Below are 18,575 nucleotides of genomic sequence, written 5' to 3' on the forward strand. Positions count from 1 at the left end.
GGTTTAAGGTTATTTTTTATTTTATAATAAAAACATTCATCCTAAACCCCTTCGCGAAGCGAAGAGTTTAAGAATTTTCACTGGATGAGTGAATATTATTTGAGTATTTTATTATTTTATTATTTTATTATTTTATTTTGTACTTTGTTTACAAACTGTCAGGAGCTTCCGCTCCTGGAGTTTATATAATAGAAAAGACTATCATTCCTATTAACGCAGAACTCAATATTATATAAATAGGGTCCAATTTTGTTTTTATGAACAATATCAATGCATAAATCGCTATTATAATACTTAGGTAATTATTTTCTACAACTACAGGCTTCAAGACAGATAAAAAAGTCATAGAAATAAGAATAACTGTGCTTAATCTTAAACTTTTCATTAGAATATTCCTTTTTAAATTAAATCTCTTTAAAATAGCTTTTGCTGTATAGTAGTAAATAATAGCCGGTATTACCAAAAAAAATGTATTTAAAAATGCTCCTAATAAGCCATATTTTAAATATCCTATATACGTGGCTAAATTCACTGCAACTGGGCCAGGAGTCATTTGTGATATTGAAATTGCTTCTTGAAGAGCTTTTTCAGATAACAATTTATTTTCAAGGATTAATTGTTTTATAATCCCAAAGAAGCCCAGCCTCCGCCAAAAGAAATAAATCCTATTTCAAAAAATAATAATATCATTTTAAACATTTTTATCATATCCTTTTTCTAAAAAATAAAAGAGCAATACTGATGAAAAAAACACAATAACTGTATAATTAGGATAAAAAAACATCATTAAAACTGAAAGTAATATTATGAAAATATCATATACGTTAAATTTTGTTGTTTTTACAAAATCATATAGAATTCCAGCAACCATACCTATTAGTGATGCGTATGCTCCTTTGGTAAATGCAGATACAAATTTATTATTTGAATATTTTTTCAATATTGAAGCTACTAAAACTATACTAAAAAAAGGTGGAATTAATATTCCAAGAGATGCAACTATTGCTCCTTTTATTCCGTATATTTTCTTACCTATTAACCATGAAGTCTTAAAAGCTATAGGACCTGGCATAGCCTGAGCTATTGAAAGAATATCTTTAAATTCTTCTTCTGTTAATAAATTTGCACTGGTTAAATTTTTTAACATCACAGGAATCATTGCATAACCACCACCAAGGGCTAATGAAGAAATTTTAAAAAACATGAAAAACAATTTAATCAAAAGCAACACCTCTTCCAATTTCTTTATGTTCTTTATATTTTATCATATTTTTTTATTTTTGAATTTTCTTCTTAATTAAAAGAGTGTATAATTATAAATACTATTTATAATTTTGAAAAAGGGAGGAATTGTTATGATACCAACACCACATATTGAGGTAGACAAAAAAGGGATTATTGCAGAAACTGTTATAATGCCAGGAGATCCACTAAGAGCAAAATTTATAGCTGAAAATTTTTTAGAAAATCCTGTTTTATTCAACAAAGTGAGAAATATGTTTGGCTACACAGGAACATACAAAGGTAAAAAAATAAGTGTTATGGGTAGTGGTATGGGTATGCCAAGTATCGGAATTTACTCATACGAACTTTTTAAATTTTATGATGTACAAAACATTATAAGAGTTGGTTCATGTGGTGCTTATACAGATGAAATTGATTTATATGATGTTATCTTAGTTGAAGAATCATATAGCGAATCCACATATGCCAGAGTAATGGCAGGAATAGAAGAAAATATTTTAAAGCCTTCACATGAGTTAAATGTAAAATTGGAAAATGCTGCAAAAAATTTAAATATACCTATTCATAAAGGAAGAATCCATAGTTCAGATGTATTCTATAGACAAAATTTTGATGATTATAAAACTATAAGAGATAAATATGGATGTATTGCTGTTGAAATGGAATCATTTGCTTTATTTGCTAATGCCCAGGTGACAGGAAAAAATGCCGCATGTTTGTTAACCGTATCAGATTCTCTGGTAACCATGAAAGCTACATCAAGTGAAGAAAGAATGAAATCATTTACAAACATGATGAAAATCGCTTTAGAAATGGCTTAAAAACAATTGGGCATTCGAGAATGCCCAATTGTTTTATTTTGTTGTTTTATTTTATGGTATAATATTATTATAATTTTTTTAACTTTTAGGAGGAACTATGAAAATAGAAAAAGAGATCTATAAAGGATTGTTTGACTATTCAAATAATGCTATATTTTACTGGAATAAGGATTTAAAGTTAATAAAAGCTAATAAAAAAGCTGCTAAATTATTAGGTTATTCATCACCAGATGAAATGATAGGAATTTCATATGATATGCATAGATATGACACAGAAAATGAAATATTAAAAAGACTAAACAAAGTAATTGAAAATGGTGATTTTTTTCAAATTTTTGAAAAAAGATATATTTCAAAAAATGGAAATATCAAATGGGTTGAAGCCCATATTTCTCCTATTTTTATCAATAATAGAAAAGATTTTATTATTCAAGAAATCAATTATGAAATAACAGAAAGAAAAAAATTAGAAGAGCAGTTAAGTCTTGAAAAACAAAAATTCGAAAACTACTTTAATATTTCTCAAACGATCAATGTTGTTCTTGATAAAATGGAAATATCTATGATATTAACAATAAAGCCTGTGAAATACTTAAAACAACTCGAGACGCTATAATTGGAATTAATTGGTTTGATAATTTTATCCCTGAAGAAGTTAGAGAACGGGTAAAAAATACTTTTTTTAAAATAATGCAGGGGAATTTAAAGGAAGTTGAGTTTTACAAAAACGAAATAATAGATAAAGAAAATAAGAGGCATTTAATTTCGTGGCATAATTCTTACGTAAAGAACGCTGATGGAAAAATTACACATACTATGAGTTCTGGTATTGATGTTACAAAAGAAACAAAATATATTGAATTATTAAAATATAATTCAATATTCTCTTCTGAATTTTTAAAACTTACAAACTATATATTATCTAATTCTCCTTCAGACGAATTTTATTATAAAATTCTTGAAAAATTAATTCGAATTGTTCCTCATGCTGAAGCCGGAAGTTTTCTTTTAAAAAACGCACAGGGATTATTTGAATATATTGCAACATATGGATATGAATTAAAAAAATTAAAGTCTATAAAATTTAAGCCAGAATATTTAAAAAGCTATGATCCATATATAATTTATGACCTTAAAAAACATGCTAAATTAAATAAAAATATTTTAGATATTCTAAATAAGTATGGAAGAACTGAAGAAATAAAAGAAACAATAATGATACCATTAATAGTTAATGGACAGGTATATGGTGAAATCACTCTTGATACGTTTAATTATTCATTCGAAGATATTGATTTACATTTTGCCAAAATTATAAAAAGTAATTTAGAATTTTTATTGTATAAAATTGAACTTGAAGAAAAATTGAGATTGGCAGCAGAATATGATTATTTAACAGGAATATATAGTCGTCAGGCTTTTATCTCAAAAATTAAAAATATTATCTCTTTAGAAAAAAGACATAATAAAAAAATTGCTTTCATATACATGGATATAGATAAATTTAAATCAATAAACGATAATTATGGACATAAAATTGGAGATGAAGTATTAAAGTATTTTGCAAAACAGATATCTGCAATTATTAGAGAAAGTGATTTATTCGCAAGGCTTGGTGGTGATGAATTTATAATAGCACTACCAGAAGTTAACACAACTGGGGTAGAGGAAGTTATAAGCAAGATCAGAAAACAGTTCGAAAAATCTTTTTCCTATAAAAGTATTAAAATTAAACTACACTTTAGCTATGGATATTCAATCTATCCAGATGATAGTAGCAATATAGACAAATTACTGGAAAAGGCTGATAAAATGATGTATCAAAATAAAACCAGAAAAAAATAAGGATGTGTACATAAGTGAGTTCATTAAAAGAATTCAAAAAATTTTTTTATAATAATCCTTCAATTGCATTATTAATAGATAACAAACAAAATAAAATTATAGATGCTAATAAAGCAACTATAGACTTCTTAGGTTATTCTCATGAAAAATTATTAAATACTTCACCTGATAAAATATTCAACTTTTCTTATGAAAATATAGATAAAAACACTTCATTAATAACTTCTGCAAAATTATCTAATGACGAAATTAAAATAGTTGAAATGCTTATATCTGTTATACCAGATAATAAAAATAATTTTTTACTATCAATAATTCATGATATAACAGAAAAAAAAGACCTGGAAAATAAAATACTTGAAGAAGAAAAAATGTATAAATTAATTTTTGAAAATGCTCCTATTGGTATATTTTATTATAACAAAGATGGATATCTTACAAATTTCAACCATGGATTTTTAAAAGTTTTTGGAACATATGAAGAACAATATAAAAAATTCAATCTTTTTGAAATCCCTTATAAAGAAATTGTTGAGAAATTAAAAAATGTTTTTAAAGGGAAAAAAGAATGTATTGAAACTAAATATACTGCTCTGCTTTCCAAAAAGACGTTATATATACGTGCTTTTTTCTCTCCAGTATATGATGCCAATAATAATATTATAGCTGGAATGGGAATTGTCGAGGATTTTACTGAAAAAAAACATTTCGAAGAAAATTTAGCTCTCGAAAAAGAAAAATTCAAAAAATATTTTGAAGTATCTCAAGTATTAAATATTATTCTTGATAAAAAAGGAAAAATATTTGAGATAAACAATAAAGCTTCTAACCTGTTAAAAATCAATAAAGAAAAAGCTATTGGAATAGATTGGTTTGAGAATTTTATACCAAAAGATGTAAGAAAAAACACAAAAAATGTTTTTTTAAAAATAATGAATGGATTAATAAATAGTGTCGAATACTATGAAAACGAAATAATAAATACAAAAGGAGAAAAATTTATTATATCCTGGCATAATTCATACATTAAAGATAGCACTGGCAAAATTCAATATATAATTAGCTCGGGAATAGATATAACCAAAGAAAAGAAATATATAGAAGAATTAAAAAATAATGAAAAATTTGCAAATACTCTTCTTGAAATAAGTAAAATAATTATGCGAAATGATTTTAATTCAAAAATGGCAAAACACATTTTAAAAAAGATTATTGATATTACCCCTGCAGCTGAAAAAGGTAGTTTTTTAATTAAAGAAGGTAATAAATACAAATTTTATGCAACAGTCGGATATGATTTAAAGCATTTAAAAAGCGTTTATTTCGATGCAAATGAAGCAGAAAAGTTATTTAAATCATGTTCTGTAATAAAAAAATGGGAAAAAAATTCCGCCAAAAATATTTATAATTTAGAAAATTTAAATAAATATGGTTATAGAAATGAAATAAAAACTTCTATTCTTATTCCTATAACAATAAATAATGAATATTACGGATATATCACACTCGATAACCTTGAAAATGAAAATGCTTTTGATAAGAAATGCTTAAAGTTTGTTGATGTTTTAAAAAATTATCTTGATTTACTTTTAGAAAAAAACTATTTAGAGAAAAGGCTAAAAGATTTATCCATTTATGATTCATTAACAAACATATATAACAGATATTATTTTTATGAAAAATTGGAAGAATTCTTTGATTTTGCTAAAAGATACAATAGAATCTTTTCTATTATTTATCTTGATATTAATGATTTTAAGAAAATAAATGATACATACGGTCACTTAGTTGGAGATAAAGTGCTCATAAAATTTTCTCGTTTAATAAAAGAAAATCTCAGAAAAACAGATATTTTTGCCCGTTTAGGGGAGATGAATTTGCAATAATATTACCAGAGACTGATTATAAAAAAGCTAGTTTATTAAAAGTAAGACTATTAAAAAAATTCAATAATCCATTAAAAATAGACCAAAATTCTCTTGAAATAGGTGCCAGTATTGGAATTGCTACTTATAGTCGAGAATTTGAGGATGTAAATAAAATCATGGAATTTGTAGATAAAAAAATGTATGAAGAAAAAAATGAATATAAAAAAAATAACGAGGCGGGTAATGAAAAAAAATATTGTTTTTATTTTATTTATCATTTTGATAATTAATGCTTTTTCTTATGTATATATTGAAAACAAACAATTATATCCTGGTGAAGAGGTTATAATTCACGGATATAATGAGGAATATATTAAAGTAAATGTTTATAAAATAATCGATCCCATGGAAATATTTATACAACAAAAAAATATCAAAGATCTAAAAAAAGAATATCTTTATTCAAAAAAGATAAAATTAAAAAACAACAAATACAATGAAAAGATAAAAAAGAAGGCATATATTTGTTTGAATTACAGGGAAAAGAAAACGCATATTATAACATAGTTATAGTAAAAAGCATAGATTTTATCTCAATATATGATGGTAAAAATTTAAAAATAAAAATTTTAAATCTTAAAAATCAAGCTTTATTACCTGCTGATATATTTTTAATAGATAAAAACAACAATATAAAAGAGTATAATGATATTTTTGAATTAAGCATAAAAACTTACAATTTGAAAAAAATCATTGTAAAGAAAAACGATTCATATGCAATAAAGGATTTTTACAACCAATATAAAGTATATACCGATAATAAAATCATCATTATAACCGACAAAACAATATATAAACCCGGAGATCCACTTCATATAAAAATACATCTTTTCAATGCTAATAAGAATATATATTCTCCTGCTGAAAACAAAAAAATACAGATAAAATTAATAGGTCCAGATGATTTAAAATTAATGGACAAAGAAATAATTACCGACGAATATGGCGGTGCCTCTATTGACTATAATTTAGATAAAGAACTACCTATTGGATATTATTCAGTAATCGTTAATAACAATAAAAAAGAAACATATTATGGTTTTTATCTTCAAAATTATATAAAACCGGATTATAAAGTAAAGTTAAGTGCTGATAAAGAATATTATTTTTCCAATGAAATAATACATTTTAAAATAAATTTAAAATACTACAACGAACAACCTGTAAATAATGCACAGGTCGCTTATTATATTAGATATTATCCATTAAATTCCAATAATTCAAATATGATATATCAGGGAATAGGTTTTACTGATAGGAATGGGAATATAAACCTTCCTATAAAAGTATTACCCCAACATAATGGATATTATGTTTTACAGGTAATAAGTGTAGATGAAAGTCAGAGACAACTGGAAGATGAATTATCTGTAAAGGTTTATAATGGTGAATATCTAATTAAAACAGATAATTACTACTATCAAAATAAACTAAATGAAAAAATCACCATCTCTGGTACTGTAACGGATATAAAAAATAGACCTGCTTCAGGAAAGATGAAAATAGAGATATTTGATGATTCCAATAAAATCATCGATTCATTTATACATACTTTTAAGAATAACTTCTTCATACCCATTTCTTTTAATAATGAAGGTTCTTATAAAATAAAACTATCATATAGCGATTCTTATACATATGTATATGCTTATATTTCAAAATATTATCAGAAAAGAAAAGATATTGATTACATTATAAAGGATAATATTATACATCTTATTAATTTTAATGGTTATGCTTATTTGTGTGGTAGAACATTATATGATGAAGGTAATACATTGAAAATACCCAAAATACATTGGAAAAGAATTTATTTATAGTTGCCTTTTATATGGAAAAGCACAAAATTATAAAAATTATCAAAAAAATAGACTTAAACAAAAACAGAAAATTAAACTTCTCAATAAAATTATCAAAATACATTGCTAATCCAAAAGACTATATAAATCTGGAAATTTTTTCAAATGAAGACGCAGAGTTTACAATATCTGTAGTTGATGAAGCAATCTTTGCACTTGCAAATAATAATTTTGACTTTGAAAAAAAGTTATATCCTCAAATTTATTATCCAGAAATGATAATAGATACTTCTAATAAATACTTTTACTATTATCCCAGAGCTGCTCTTCCAATTTCAAAAAATATAATGGCTTCAACCAAGGCAGCTAATTCGCAAAAAGCAAATACACGTGAATTTTTCCCTGATACTGCATTGTGGATACCTTCTATTATTACAAAAAATGGTTATGCTAAAATTACATTTAAAAATCCCGATTCCATAACCAGCTTTAGGGTTACTGTAAATGGAGTTTCAAAAAAAAGCGTAGGTACTAAAATAACAAAATATGTATCAACAAAGGATTTCTATATCAGACCTATTCTACCAAAATTTGCAATTAAAGGAGATTCATTTGTTGTACCTGTAATTATATATAATAAAAATAATATAGATCTAAAAGTCAATTATAGCATTAATAGCGAAATTAATATTTCTCCACAATCTGGAAATATTGAAATTCCAAAAAATTTAACAAAAATCCTCAAACTTAAGTTCGAGACAAATGAAGCCGGTGAATATAATATTTTATTCAATTTTGATAAGGATATAGTAAAATTACCATTTACCGTTTATGATAACAAATTAAAAAGGCATGAAAAAGAGATTATCCAGAGCAACAAAGGAAATGTTTTCAATATAAACTCTTTAATATATGAAAACATCAATGAATTATTAAAATATCCATATGATTGTACTGAACAAACTGTATCTTCAATATTCCCTGCTGTTTTAAATGGTTACACTGATATTCAAAGCAATATTTATAGATTATATAAATATCAGAACAATGATGGTGGCTGGGTTGGTGGCCAAATGATAAATCAAATCCATATTTAACCGCATATGTTCTGGAATTATTTCACTACATTGATAATATTGAACAGAAAATTATAAAAAATGGTTTGAATTATCTAATAAAAAATATATCAAAATCCAACTACAAAGGATATATATGGTATGTTTTAAGATTATATGGGAAAAATATCAAAATTAATCCTGAAAATACTTTTGATCTATTATTTATTTCATTTTTTGACGAGAAGTCCTTTAATTTATTAAAATCCAAGATAAAAACCATTAATGATATTGCATATTTAGAAAATGAAAACAATGGTAATTATTTCATAAGTCATATTGAACTTAATGCATGGTTATTAAAATTATTGTCAGAAAAAAGAGAAAAAGATCTTTCATTAAAAGTATTAAAATATTTATTATTAAACAAATGGTATTCTACAAAAGATAAAGCTCGAGCTATAATTGCATTATTAAATTTTTCAGATCTTAAATTAAAAAATCTAAAAACAATAGAAAAAATAATTATCAACAAAGAAAACGTAAACAATGGTATAAGCATAGAAAAAACGTTGTATAAAAATTATCCATGATTATAACAAAGGATAAAAATAAATATTTAGTAGATATCTTTATGCCCTTAGACAAAAGTTATATACCAGATATTATTACACCATTATCTTTAAACACATTAGAAAAGAAGGAAAATGAATATATATGGCTTTACAAAGGCAAAAACGAAACATTTCAAATAAATAATATCTTTTTTGAAATAAAAAATGGAAATATCAGAATAAACAATATAGAATATGGAAATCCATATTCTATAAGGACCTTTAAGAAAAAGATATATGTTCATACATCTAAAGGACTCTTTGAAGTTGTTTCAAATACTAAAATCAACGAAAACATAACGGATTTTGCAATATATAAAAATAATGTAATTATCCTTAAAGATAATCAACTTTTAATGAATGATAAGATTATCGATTTAAATAAAAATATACATCATATCGATACATTAAATGATGAAATCTATTTATTCGGCGATGCAATGTATAAATTGAATAATGAAAAATTAGAATATTTACTACCTATAAGTGCTTCCAGAATACTGAAAAAAAACATTTACTATGGCACTGTTAAATTTGAAGGAAATTCAAAACCTTTAATGAATTTTGGTAAATTTGAAATTCGTTTTAAAAATGGGGAGCATAAATTATACATATCAGATATTTTAAAAACAAAAATACATTTCCATTCACAAATTCCTGCATATTTGATATTTGAAGATCCATTTATAGGAGCCTCACAGATATTAAACAATTACAACGAAAATACTATTAAACCATCTTATAAATTTTATTATAATTGGTATAATGAATGGAATTACTGGTATAGTGCATATCAAATTAAGAAAAATAAAATTTCATTCTTTGCAAATGGCTACAATGATGGAACATTTGAATATTATTGGAAACCTACAGCAATCGGAAATTATACACTATTACATACTGTAGGTTATTCCATGTATTGGAGCGGTGTTTATGGCAGTTCGAAAATCTTTAATATTAATATCCTTAATAATTAGTTTTATATCCTTTGGCTATAATATATATCTTTATCCTTATGATTTTAATCTGGATTATAATTTTAATGAATATTTTGAAGTATTAATTATAGAAACGGAGTCATTACATGAATACAATTTACTTACAGGGCAGCCGTATTCAAAAGCGGCTGTTTATATACCAGATGAAAATATTATTATTACTGAACCATTTACCATACTGAAAAATTTGAAAATTTTTAGAAAAACATTAATTCATGAACTTTACCATTATTATTTAACTAATTTCCTTAAAATGAATTATCAATACCAGGAAATATATATTAAAAATCTGGGTTTTAATATGAAAAGATTTTATATACTAATCACATTATTATTTATTATTTTATAGACACCAGTTGTAAAAATAATTATATACCATAGATAAAAATTTAAATGGATTCGAAGATTCTCTTGAACTTAATGAAGAAGAAAGCAAACTATTTAGAAATTGGTTTTCCAATATCGTTATAAACATTGCTTTAGAAAATAACTTGCCAGAAAATTATAGTGATTGTGCTGGTTTAATTAGATATGCCTATAAAGAAACATTAAAAAAACACGATGAAAAATGGATTATCAAAAATAATTATAACGGTCCTGTTTTTAAGGATTTGAAATATAATTATCCAGATGTTCCATATATCGGAATTAAATTATTTAGAAAAAGATCCGGTGTATTTAATCCTGATACTATCGATAAAGATTTTTCAGATTACGTTACCGCAAGATATCTAATAGAATTCAATTTTGATTTTATCTCAAAAGACATAAACAAAGCAAAATCAGGAGATATTCTGGCTTTTTTTCACCCAGAAGACCCCTCATTCCCCTATCATCTAATGGTTTATATTTCTTATAATAATGAAAATTATCTAATATATCATACCGGTCCTATTGAAGGCGGCGGTTACATAAAAGTCGTTAAAATAAAGGATTTCTTTAAATTTGATCCTTCATGGTTACCAGTTGAAACCAATAAGTATTTTCTTGGAATTTTTAAATTCAAAATTTTAATGTTATAATTGTGCAGTGAGGTGAAATTAATGCTTTTTAAAATAGAGAATGTTTCTCATAATTTCGGAAATCAAGACATCTTTTATGATGTCAATTTATCTGTTTACGAACATGACAGAATTGCACTTATTGGTCCAAATGGTTCGGGAAAAACTACATTGTTAAGAATTATCAATGGAGAAATAGAACCACTTGAAGGTAATATATTTAAAACCAAAAATTTAAAATTGGGATATTTAAAACAATTTAGAACAGATGAATTAAATTTGACATTATATGATTATGTATTAAAAGAAATTGAAAAAAGTATTAATGAAGAAATGAAAAACAAAATAGTAAGAGCCGTATTAAAAGGAATGGGTTTTGAAGAATTTGAATGGGAAAGAAAAATAAGCTCTTTAAGCGGTGGTGAATTAACAAGACTGGGTTTGGGTAGAGTTTTAGCTGGAGATTATAATCTGTTGATATTGGACGAACCTACCAATCATTTAGACATATTCTCTATTAATTGGCTTATAAATTATTTAAAGAATTATAAAGGTGCATTGATATTTGTTTCTCATGATAGAAAGTTCATAAGTGAACTTGCAAATCGATTCTGGGAAATAAATAATTTTAAAGTATGGGATTTCAAAGGTAATTATAATCAATATTTAAGCAATAGAAAAAACATGTTATTGAATATAACCAGCAGAAAACAAAATCTCCAAAAAGAAATTGAAAGGCTTAATTCAATGATCGAACGTTTTAGAAAATGGGGAACTGAAAAAATGATGAAACAGGCAAAGTTTCGTGAAATGCTTAGAGATAAGCTTATCAAAGAATACGAAGAAATCGATTCATTAAAGGAAGAAAAGGTTATTAAAATAAAAATCCCGGAACCCAAAAGAACTGGTTATAAGGTTTTAGAAGTCAAAAATCTCAAATTTGGATATGATGATAATAAATTAATTTTACAAAATATAAATTTTGAAATTAACGAAAGTGAAAAAATTACTATTTTAGGAAAAAATGGTTGCGGAAAATCCACATTGTTAAAACTGCTCATGGGTAAGTTATCTCCAAAAAATGGAATAATAAATTGGGGATATACTATTAAAGTTGGATATCTTGATCAGGTTATTTCATCGTTAAACAAATCCCTAGATGTGATGGACATTATCTGGAAAGATGTTCCGGATTGGCAGGATTTTGAAGTAAGAAAATATATTGGTCGTTTTGGATTTGCAGGAGATTCTGTATTTAAAAGTGTAGAAACACTTAGCGGCGGTGAATTAACAAGATTAGCTCTTGCAAAATTGATTTTACAAAAACCAAATGTTTTGATTTTAGACGAACCTACAAACCATCTTGACATTTTTACAGTTCAAACATTAGAAGAAACATTAAAAGACTTCAAAGGTGCTATAATAATGGTTTCACATGATGAAAATTTAATAAAAAATATTTCTGATAGATTATTCTTAATAAAAAATGGAGTTTTATTGGAATATCAATCTTTTGATTCAGTTCTTCCAGAGTTACTAAATGATTCGTTTAAAATAAAAAAGAAAATAAAAAAATATAGATTTTGAAACATCTAAAAAAATAAAAATAAAATCAAATCATTAAAAAGAGAAAAGAAAAACTGGAAAAAACATTTGAAAAAATTATATTAAAAATTGAAGAAATAGAAGAATTAATGTATTCTTATTCAGAAAATTATCAAAAATTGATAGAATTGGAGAAAGAAAAATCTATATTAGAAAAACAATTGGAAAATATTTCAGAAAGAGAAAATAATATAATTCTTGAATTACAGGAATTAGAAAATATTGGAGGATGATTGTATGATTCTTGGTATATACTCCGATCAGAGTGAAAATTTTTTTAATCCTACCAGTCCTAAAATCGGAGACGAAATTACTATTAAAATAAGGGTTCCAAAAAAGTATGGCGAAGTTTCTGGAAATCTATATCTTTTAACACAAAAAAATTCAAATAGATATAAACATACCCCTATGCATTTAGAGCGAGAAAACGAATTATTCTGGTATTTTTCAACAAAATTCAAGCTAACTGAAAGATATATAAGATACCATTTTGAAATAGATTTTATCGAACGCAGAAAAAAAATAAAATATGATTCAAGAGGCGTTGTAAAAAATAGGCATATTGAAGACTTTGTTATTATTCCTGAATTTGAAGTTCCAGAATGGGCTATTGGAGCTGTATATTATCAAATATTCCCGGATAGATTCAACAACGGAAATCCTACAAATGACCCTGTAGACGGAGAATATATTTATGATGGAGAACCTATAAGAAAAAAGCAATGGAATGAATTACCTCATCCTACCAAAGGTCATAAAGAATTTTACGGTGGGATTTACAGGGTATAATTGATAAATTAGATTATCTGAAAGAACTGGGAATTGAGGTTATCTATTTAAATCCTATTTTTGTATCTCCGAGTCCACATAAATACGACACACAGGATTATGAACATATTGACCCTCATTTAGGAGTAATTGTTGAAGATACTGATAATTTGAAAGAAAAATATAAAGTTAGAACTACTTCTGAAAAAAATTTAATTGAAAGCGATAACCTATTTAAAAAGTTAGTTGATGAGGCCCATAAAAGAAATATAAAAATAGTCTTAGATGGCGTATTTAATCACTGTGGTTCTTATCATAAATGGGTCAATGAATATAAAATATACGGTGAAGATGTTGGCGTTGCTAATGACCCAAATGTTCCTGAATCTGAATATTTTTACTGGAACAAAGATGGATATGAAGGCTGGTGGGTTATAAATCATTGCCAAAATTAAATTATGACAAAACAATGTTACTATGGAAATATATTTCTAAAATTGGTGAAAAGTGGGTAAGCTATCCTTTTAATGCTGATGGTTGGCGCCTTGATGTTGCAAGGGATCTGGGAAAAAGCCGACAACTTAATAAAACCTTCTGGAGATATTTCAGGAAAATTGTAAAAAAAGCTAACAAAGAGGCTATTATCTTTGCAGAAGATTATGAATCTCCTCGTGAATGGATTGAAAGTTTATCCTGGGATGGCGTCATGAATTATATTGGTTCTATGGATCCAATTAGTTATTTTTTAACAGGTACAGAAAAACATAATGATGATTTCAAACCTGAATTAATAGGAAATTCCGAATGGTTTATTAATCATTTAAGATGGGCCTGGAGTCAATTACCACTGAATTCTAAATATGTTTCATTAAATCAATTAAGTAATCATGATCATTCAAGATGGGCTACCAGAACAACAAAAAAAGTTGGAAGAGCTCATATTAATGGACATGATGAAGCGGAAAACGGAATTGACTGGGATATTTTTAAAATTGGTTATTTGATGTCATTCACACTTCCTGGCGCTCCTGGATTATATTATGGTGATGAAATAGGCTTGGCCGGCTGGACAGATCCTGATAATAGACGAACTTTTCCATGGAATAAATTAAATGAAAAAGAATATCAAGAACGTTTGACTTTTATGAAAAATATGATACAATTCTATAAAGAGCACTTTTCTTTAAGAAATGGTTCTATTGAATTTTTAAAATGGGACAAAGGTTTTGTATCTTATGGTATCTGGAATAATGATGAATATATAGTAGTTATAATTAATATCAATGATACACCATATGAGCTTGAAATTCCTGTCTGGATTTCAGAAATAAAAAATGGGAAATTGCAAGTTGTTTTTAGTACAAAAAATGTTGAATTTAAAGAAATCGAAGTATATAATGGCATAATAAAAGGAAATATACCAGAAAAAAGTGCTATCGTATTTAAAAAATTATAATTTTTTGTGATATAATAAAATGTAATAATGGAAGGAGGAATATTATGAAAAAAGAAATTTATGGAAATAGTGCAACGATTTTTTACAAGGAAGAATCGACATAAATAACTCTGAAGAATTAAGAGATGAATTAAATGAATTAGCAGAAAATGGAATAAAAAGAATATTTATAGATATGTCAGATTTAGACTATATCGATAGTAGCGGATTGGGAAGAATTTTATACTTTTTCATGAATTATAAGAAAAAAGGAGGCTCTATGGAGCTTCATAATGTAAGAAATGAAAATGTAAAAAAGGTAATCGAAATTGTTAGATTAGATAAGATAATTCCTGTTAAGGAATACAATGTAGATTAAAAATCTTCCTTCGGGAAGATTTTTTTATTTTTAACAAAAAATGCTTCTATTTTTAAATATTATATGGCATAAATACATTTAGATATATACAAATTGTATATAATATTAAGGAGGGGTTTGTGTGGCTCACGTAAAAATTGCTATATATACAACATCAAGATGTCCATGGTGCAAAAAAGCAAAAAGATTTTTTAAGGAATTGGGTATTCCTTTTAAAGAATACAATGTAGAAAAAGACCAAAAAGCTGCTGAAAGAATGGTAAGAAAAACAGGACAAATGGGTGTTCCAGTTATAGAAATAGGTAATCAAACTATTGTTGGATTTGACAAAGCTAAAATTGAAAGATTATTAGGAATATAGCAAAAAGAGAGGCAGAGAGCCTCTCTTTTTGTTATAACTCAAAATATAGCTCAAATTCTTTTGGTATAGGAATTGAATATATCATATTCGCTTCTTTTTCTTTTGTTTCTATCCATTTATTTATCAAAGATTTTGGAAATGTTTTTAAATATTCATTATCTTCTTTGAGACCTTTCATAACATTTTTTAAATTTAATGGAAATTCCTTCTCATTTTCCCCTTTAGAATGAAATCCCATTTTTACTGGATCGTATTTATTTTCAATACCATTAATTCCTGCCAAAACCATAGCAGACAAAAAGAAATATACATTTGCCGTGGCATCACCCGTCCTAAACTCTATTCTTGTATCAGCTTTGCTTAAATATCCAGGTATTCTAATAGCAGCACTTCTACTTCCTTTTGAAAAAGATGCAGATATTGGCGCTTCAAACCCGGGAACTAATCTTTTGTATGAATTTGTTGAAGGATTAGACCATGCAAGTAGTGATCCACTTAAACTATGATGTAAAATACCGGCTGTATAATTTAAAGCTAAATCGCTCAAATTATACAATGCATCTCCTACAAATAAGCTTTTGCCTTCTTTTTCAAGATATTGATGAACATGCATACCATTACCGGGCATATTATATAATGGTTTTGGCATAAAAGTTACATATAATCCATATTCATTCGCTACTCTTCTAATTAAATATTTTGCTAAAGTAACATTATCAGCAGCATCAACTAAACTCATAAAATTTAATTCTATTTCATGTTGGGCAATTCCGACTTCATGATGATGATATTTTACAGGTATTCCAGCATTTTCTAAAACCTTAACTATTTCATTTCTTAGTTGAAAATGTATATCATATGGATCATTTAAATGGTATGCAGAACCATATGCTTTTGGATAATCATGTCCTTCTCCCAATCCTTCAGAATTTTCCACACTATAGTACGATTCTGTTTCCGATGTTTTATAGCTGACTTCATCAAAAATATGAAATTCTAGTTCAACAAGCATCTTAATATCATCTGCAATTCCTGATTTTTTAATATTTTTCAACGTCTCTTTTGCTATGCTTCTTGGATATTGATCAAAAAATTCGCCAGTAGATGGACTTATAACATCTGAAAATATATGAATAATTTTCATTCCCTCATTTTCTTCCAGATATATTTTATCGAAATCAGAAATTGAAACCATATCTGAATCTGTAACCTTTGCAAATCCATAATTAGACGCATCAAAACCTATTCCTTCTTTGAAAATTTTTTCACTTACATAACTTTTAGGTAAAGTCACATGTTTTAACTTTCCATATATATCTACAACCATAATATCTAAAAAATCATAATCTTCCGGTATTTTATCAATTTTAAAAAAACTAAACATTTTTTCACCTCCAAAAATTATTTCCACTATACTATACCATCTTTGAAATTTTTTTCATAGTTCTATTATTTAATCTATCAAGTTATTGGCAGTAAATATTCCTGTTTATAAACATCAAAAATTATTTTTTTGAAAATTACGCTTATTTTTTTAATTTGATTACTTTCATTGAAATTATAGAGACTAAAATAAATGAAATTATTGGAATCAAATAACTATATACTATCGAATAATCACCTATAAATCCCATAGCAGTTGTTATTGATGCTGCACCCAATCCAATACCAACTGAAACCATACCTGAAACTAATCCAACTTCTCTATGTGATAAATTTGAATTCAAATATTTTTGTGTAGCTGGAAAAATTGGCCCAATAGAATTCCAAGAATCGAAAAAATATATGGTGAATATTTTCCAAGAAAAAAAATTGAAGATAGTGCAGATGCAGAAAAAAGAGCAGAAATCAATGTAATTTTCATCTTTAATTTATTATATAGAAAATCAGTTAGTACCCTTCCAATTGTAAAAAAGACCCAGAACATGCTTATAAAATAGAAGCATATTCTTTGGAATAACGGAAATGATTGTAAAAAAGATTTGATGACCATGTAACTATACCAATTTCAGAACCGGAGTATAGAATAAATATTGTTATCATATACAAAACAAATTTTTTTCTCATTACCCCAAATGCTTCTAAAATATTGTATGCTTGATATTTAACATTTTCTGGTGCCTTTCTTATCATCATAAATAAAAATATAAACAAAAATGCACCAAGGTAAAAATAAAATGGTATTTTATAATTCAAATTATTTTTTAAGATATAAGAAATTATTAAAGGTCCAGCTATACCGCCAAATCCAAAAAAAGAATGAAGCAGGCCATATCTTTGATATTTTTCTGGCAAATGGTCAAACATTGAAATTAAAGACAAAATTGTTTGTCCCATTGATGCTCCTATAAAAACATTGAAATTATTAAAATATAAACATTATAAGAATAAATAAATAAAATTATACCTATTATTTCAAAACCTAGTCCAATTAATATACTGCTTCTTAACCCCAGTATAGCAATAACAAATGCGCCAACAATAGAAACAATAATATTCCCTATTGTTCTTGAAAGAGGTATAAAAGATGAAATACCTATTGATATTGAATAATTGGATTGCAATGTGGTCATTAACGGTGGAATAGAATTTACGACTATAGCAAGAAAAAATATTGTAAAAAATATCAATCTCTGTTCATTTTTATGTGTCATTTTTTCCTCCTTTAAAATTAGTAATTTTTATTGTATAATATTATAGCAGATAAACTATGGGGTGCAA

The 18,575-nt window shown here is 26.0% G+C and carries 24 protein-coding genes and 1 pseudogene; 19 read left to right on the top strand and 6 right to left on the bottom strand.

Features of this window, described 5'->3' with window-relative positions; genetic code table 11:
• Positions 1-181 precede the first annotated feature (181 nt).
• Positions 182-598, bottom strand: a complete 417-nt coding sequence (locus tag DJ007_RS11445) for a chromate transporter (protein WP_165974147.1) — start codon at positions 596-598, stop codon at positions 182-184.
• 93 nt (positions 599-691) lie between these two features.
• Complete coding sequence (locus DJ007_RS11450) at positions 692-1,222, bottom strand: chromate transporter (protein WP_129409708.1); 531 nt, start codon at positions 1,220-1,222, stop codon at positions 692-694.
• Positions 1,223-1,358: 136 nt separating this feature from the next.
• On the opposite strand from DJ007_RS11450, the gene deoD reads away from it, so the two are divergent.
• The 18 genes and pseudogenes from deoD to DJ007_RS11530 all read left to right on the top strand — a co-directional run bounded on the left by deoD (position 1,359) and on the right by DJ007_RS11530 (position 15,854).
• A complete protein-coding gene (gene deoD / locus DJ007_RS11455; RefSeq protein ID WP_438268390.1) occupies positions 1,359-2,066 on the top strand; it encodes a purine-nucleoside phosphorylase in 708 nt (235 codons plus the stop codon).
• Positions 2,067-2,163: 97 nt separating this feature from the next.
• Positions 2,164-2,682, top strand: coding sequence for a PAS domain-containing protein (locus DJ007_RS11460; RefSeq protein WP_129409712.1), 519 nt, complete (start codon positions 2,164-2,166; stop codon positions 2,680-2,682).
• A complete protein-coding gene (locus tag DJ007_RS11465; RefSeq protein WP_303645148.1) occupies positions 2,655-3,911 on the top strand; it encodes a sensor domain-containing diguanylate cyclase in 1,257 nt (418 codons plus the stop codon). The genes DJ007_RS11460 and DJ007_RS11465 overlap by 28 nt, the downstream gene beginning before the upstream one ends.
• A 14-nt stretch (positions 3,912-3,925) precedes the next feature.
• Positions 3,926-6,069 (top strand): annotated as a pseudogene (locus tag DJ007_RS11470) (sensor domain-containing diguanylate cyclase).
• Positions 6,023-6,346 carry a hypothetical protein gene (locus tag DJ007_RS11480; RefSeq protein ID WP_129409715.1) on the top strand — a complete coding sequence of 108 codons (324 nt, stop codon included), beginning with the start codon at positions 6,023-6,025 and terminating at the stop codon, positions 6,344-6,346. Before DJ007_RS11470 ends, DJ007_RS11480 begins: the two are co-directional and overlap by 47 nt.
• Positions 6,304-7,659 (top strand): Ig-like domain-containing protein, encoded by a 1,356-nt coding sequence (locus tag DJ007_RS11485; protein ID WP_165974148.1) that lies wholly within the window; start codon positions 6,304-6,306, stop codon positions 7,657-7,659. Before DJ007_RS11480 ends, DJ007_RS11485 begins: the two co-directional genes overlap by 43 nt.
• Positions 7,638-8,735: an alpha-2-macroglobulin family protein gene (locus tag DJ007_RS11490; RefSeq protein ID WP_129409717.1), complete on the top strand. Its 1,098-nt coding sequence runs from the start codon at positions 7,638-7,640 to the stop codon at positions 8,733-8,735. Before DJ007_RS11485 ends, DJ007_RS11490 begins: the two co-directional genes overlap by 22 nt.
• Before the next feature lie 65 nt (positions 8,736-8,800).
• Entirely contained in the window at positions 8,801-9,286 is a 486-nt protein-coding gene (locus DJ007_RS11495) for a hypothetical protein (protein WP_129409718.1), read from the top strand.
• Positions 9,283-10,284 carry a hypothetical protein gene (locus DJ007_RS11500; RefSeq protein WP_129409719.1) on the top strand — a complete coding sequence of 334 codons (1,002 nt, stop codon included), beginning with the start codon at positions 9,283-9,285 and terminating at the stop codon, positions 10,282-10,284. The genes DJ007_RS11495 and DJ007_RS11500 overlap by 4 nt, the downstream gene beginning before the upstream one ends.
• Positions 10,241-10,654 carry a hypothetical protein gene (locus DJ007_RS11505; RefSeq protein ID WP_129409720.1) on the top strand — a complete coding sequence of 138 codons (414 nt, stop codon included), beginning with the start codon at positions 10,241-10,243 and terminating at the stop codon, positions 10,652-10,654. Before DJ007_RS11500 ends, DJ007_RS11505 begins: the two co-directional genes overlap by 44 nt.
• A gap of 28 nt (positions 10,655-10,682) precedes the next feature.
• Entirely contained in the window at positions 10,683-11,327 is a 645-nt protein-coding gene (locus DJ007_RS11510) for a DUF1175 family protein (RefSeq protein WP_129409721.1), read from the top strand.
• Positions 11,328-11,348: 21 nt separating this feature from the next.
• Positions 11,349-12,893, top strand: a complete 1,545-nt coding sequence (gene abc-f / locus DJ007_RS11515; RefSeq protein WP_240739560.1) for a ribosomal protection-like ABC-F family protein — start codon at positions 11,349-11,351, stop codon at positions 12,891-12,893.
• 107 nt (positions 12,894-13,000) lie between these two features.
• A complete protein-coding gene (locus DJ007_RS18130) occupies positions 13,001-13,144 on the top strand; it encodes a hypothetical protein (protein ID WP_240739561.1) in 144 nt (47 codons plus the stop codon).
• 4 nt (positions 13,145-13,148) lie between these two features.
• Positions 13,149-13,700 carry an alpha amylase N-terminal ig-like domain-containing protein gene (locus DJ007_RS18135; protein WP_240739562.1) on the top strand — a complete coding sequence of 184 codons (552 nt, stop codon included), beginning with the start codon at positions 13,149-13,151 and terminating at the stop codon, positions 13,698-13,700.
• Between the two features lie 41 nt (positions 13,701-13,741).
• Positions 13,742-14,134: an alpha-amylase family glycosyl hydrolase gene (locus DJ007_RS19365; protein WP_276318774.1), complete on the top strand. Its 393-nt coding sequence runs from the start codon at positions 13,742-13,744 to the stop codon at positions 14,132-14,134.
• Positions 14,122-15,135, top strand: coding sequence for an alpha-amylase family glycosyl hydrolase (locus DJ007_RS11520; protein WP_276318761.1), 1,014 nt, complete (start codon positions 14,122-14,124; stop codon positions 15,133-15,135). The genes DJ007_RS19365 and DJ007_RS11520 overlap by 13 nt, the downstream gene beginning before the upstream one ends.
• A 94-nt stretch (positions 15,136-15,229) precedes the next feature.
• A complete protein-coding gene (locus tag DJ007_RS11525) occupies positions 15,230-15,493 on the top strand; it encodes an STAS domain-containing protein (RefSeq protein ID WP_129409722.1) in 264 nt (87 codons plus the stop codon).
• A gap of 121 nt (positions 15,494-15,614) precedes the next feature.
• Complete coding sequence (locus tag DJ007_RS11530) at positions 15,615-15,854, top strand: glutaredoxin family protein (RefSeq protein ID WP_129409723.1); 240 nt, start codon at positions 15,615-15,617, stop codon at positions 15,852-15,854.
• A gap of 31 nt (positions 15,855-15,885) precedes the next feature.
• Here DJ007_RS11530 and DJ007_RS11535 read toward each other — a convergent pair whose 3' ends face one another.
• Entirely contained in the window at positions 15,886-17,238 is a 1,353-nt protein-coding gene (locus tag DJ007_RS11535; RefSeq protein WP_129409724.1) for a glutamine synthetase family protein, read from the bottom strand.
• A gap of 142 nt (positions 17,239-17,380) precedes the next feature.
• On the bottom strand, positions 17,381-17,581 hold the full coding sequence (locus DJ007_RS11540; protein WP_129409725.1) for a hypothetical protein: 201 nt from the start codon (positions 17,579-17,581) through the stop codon (positions 17,381-17,383).
• Positions 17,582-17,587: 6 nt separating this feature from the next.
• Between DJ007_RS11540 and DJ007_RS11545 the strand changes: the two genes are divergently transcribed.
• A complete protein-coding gene (locus tag DJ007_RS11545; protein WP_129409726.1) occupies positions 17,588-17,794 on the top strand; it encodes a hypothetical protein in 207 nt (68 codons plus the stop codon).
• Here DJ007_RS11545 and DJ007_RS11550 read toward each other — a convergent pair.
• Entirely contained in the window at positions 17,784-18,191 is a 408-nt protein-coding gene (locus DJ007_RS11550) for an MFS transporter (RefSeq protein WP_129409727.1), read from the bottom strand. The two genes, DJ007_RS11545 and DJ007_RS11550, sit on opposite strands and share 11 nt — an antisense overlap.
• An 8-nt stretch (positions 18,192-18,199) precedes the next feature.
• Positions 18,200-18,508, bottom strand: coding sequence for a hypothetical protein (locus tag DJ007_RS11555; protein WP_129409728.1), 309 nt, complete (start codon positions 18,506-18,508; stop codon positions 18,200-18,202).
• Positions 18,509-18,575 lie beyond the last annotated feature (67 nt).

The sequence above is a fragment of the Marinitoga lauensis genome (assembly GCF_004135675.1).
In the GTDB taxonomy this organism is placed as follows: Bacteria; Thermotogota; Thermotogae; order Petrotogales; family Petrotogaceae; genus Marinitoga; species Marinitoga lauensis.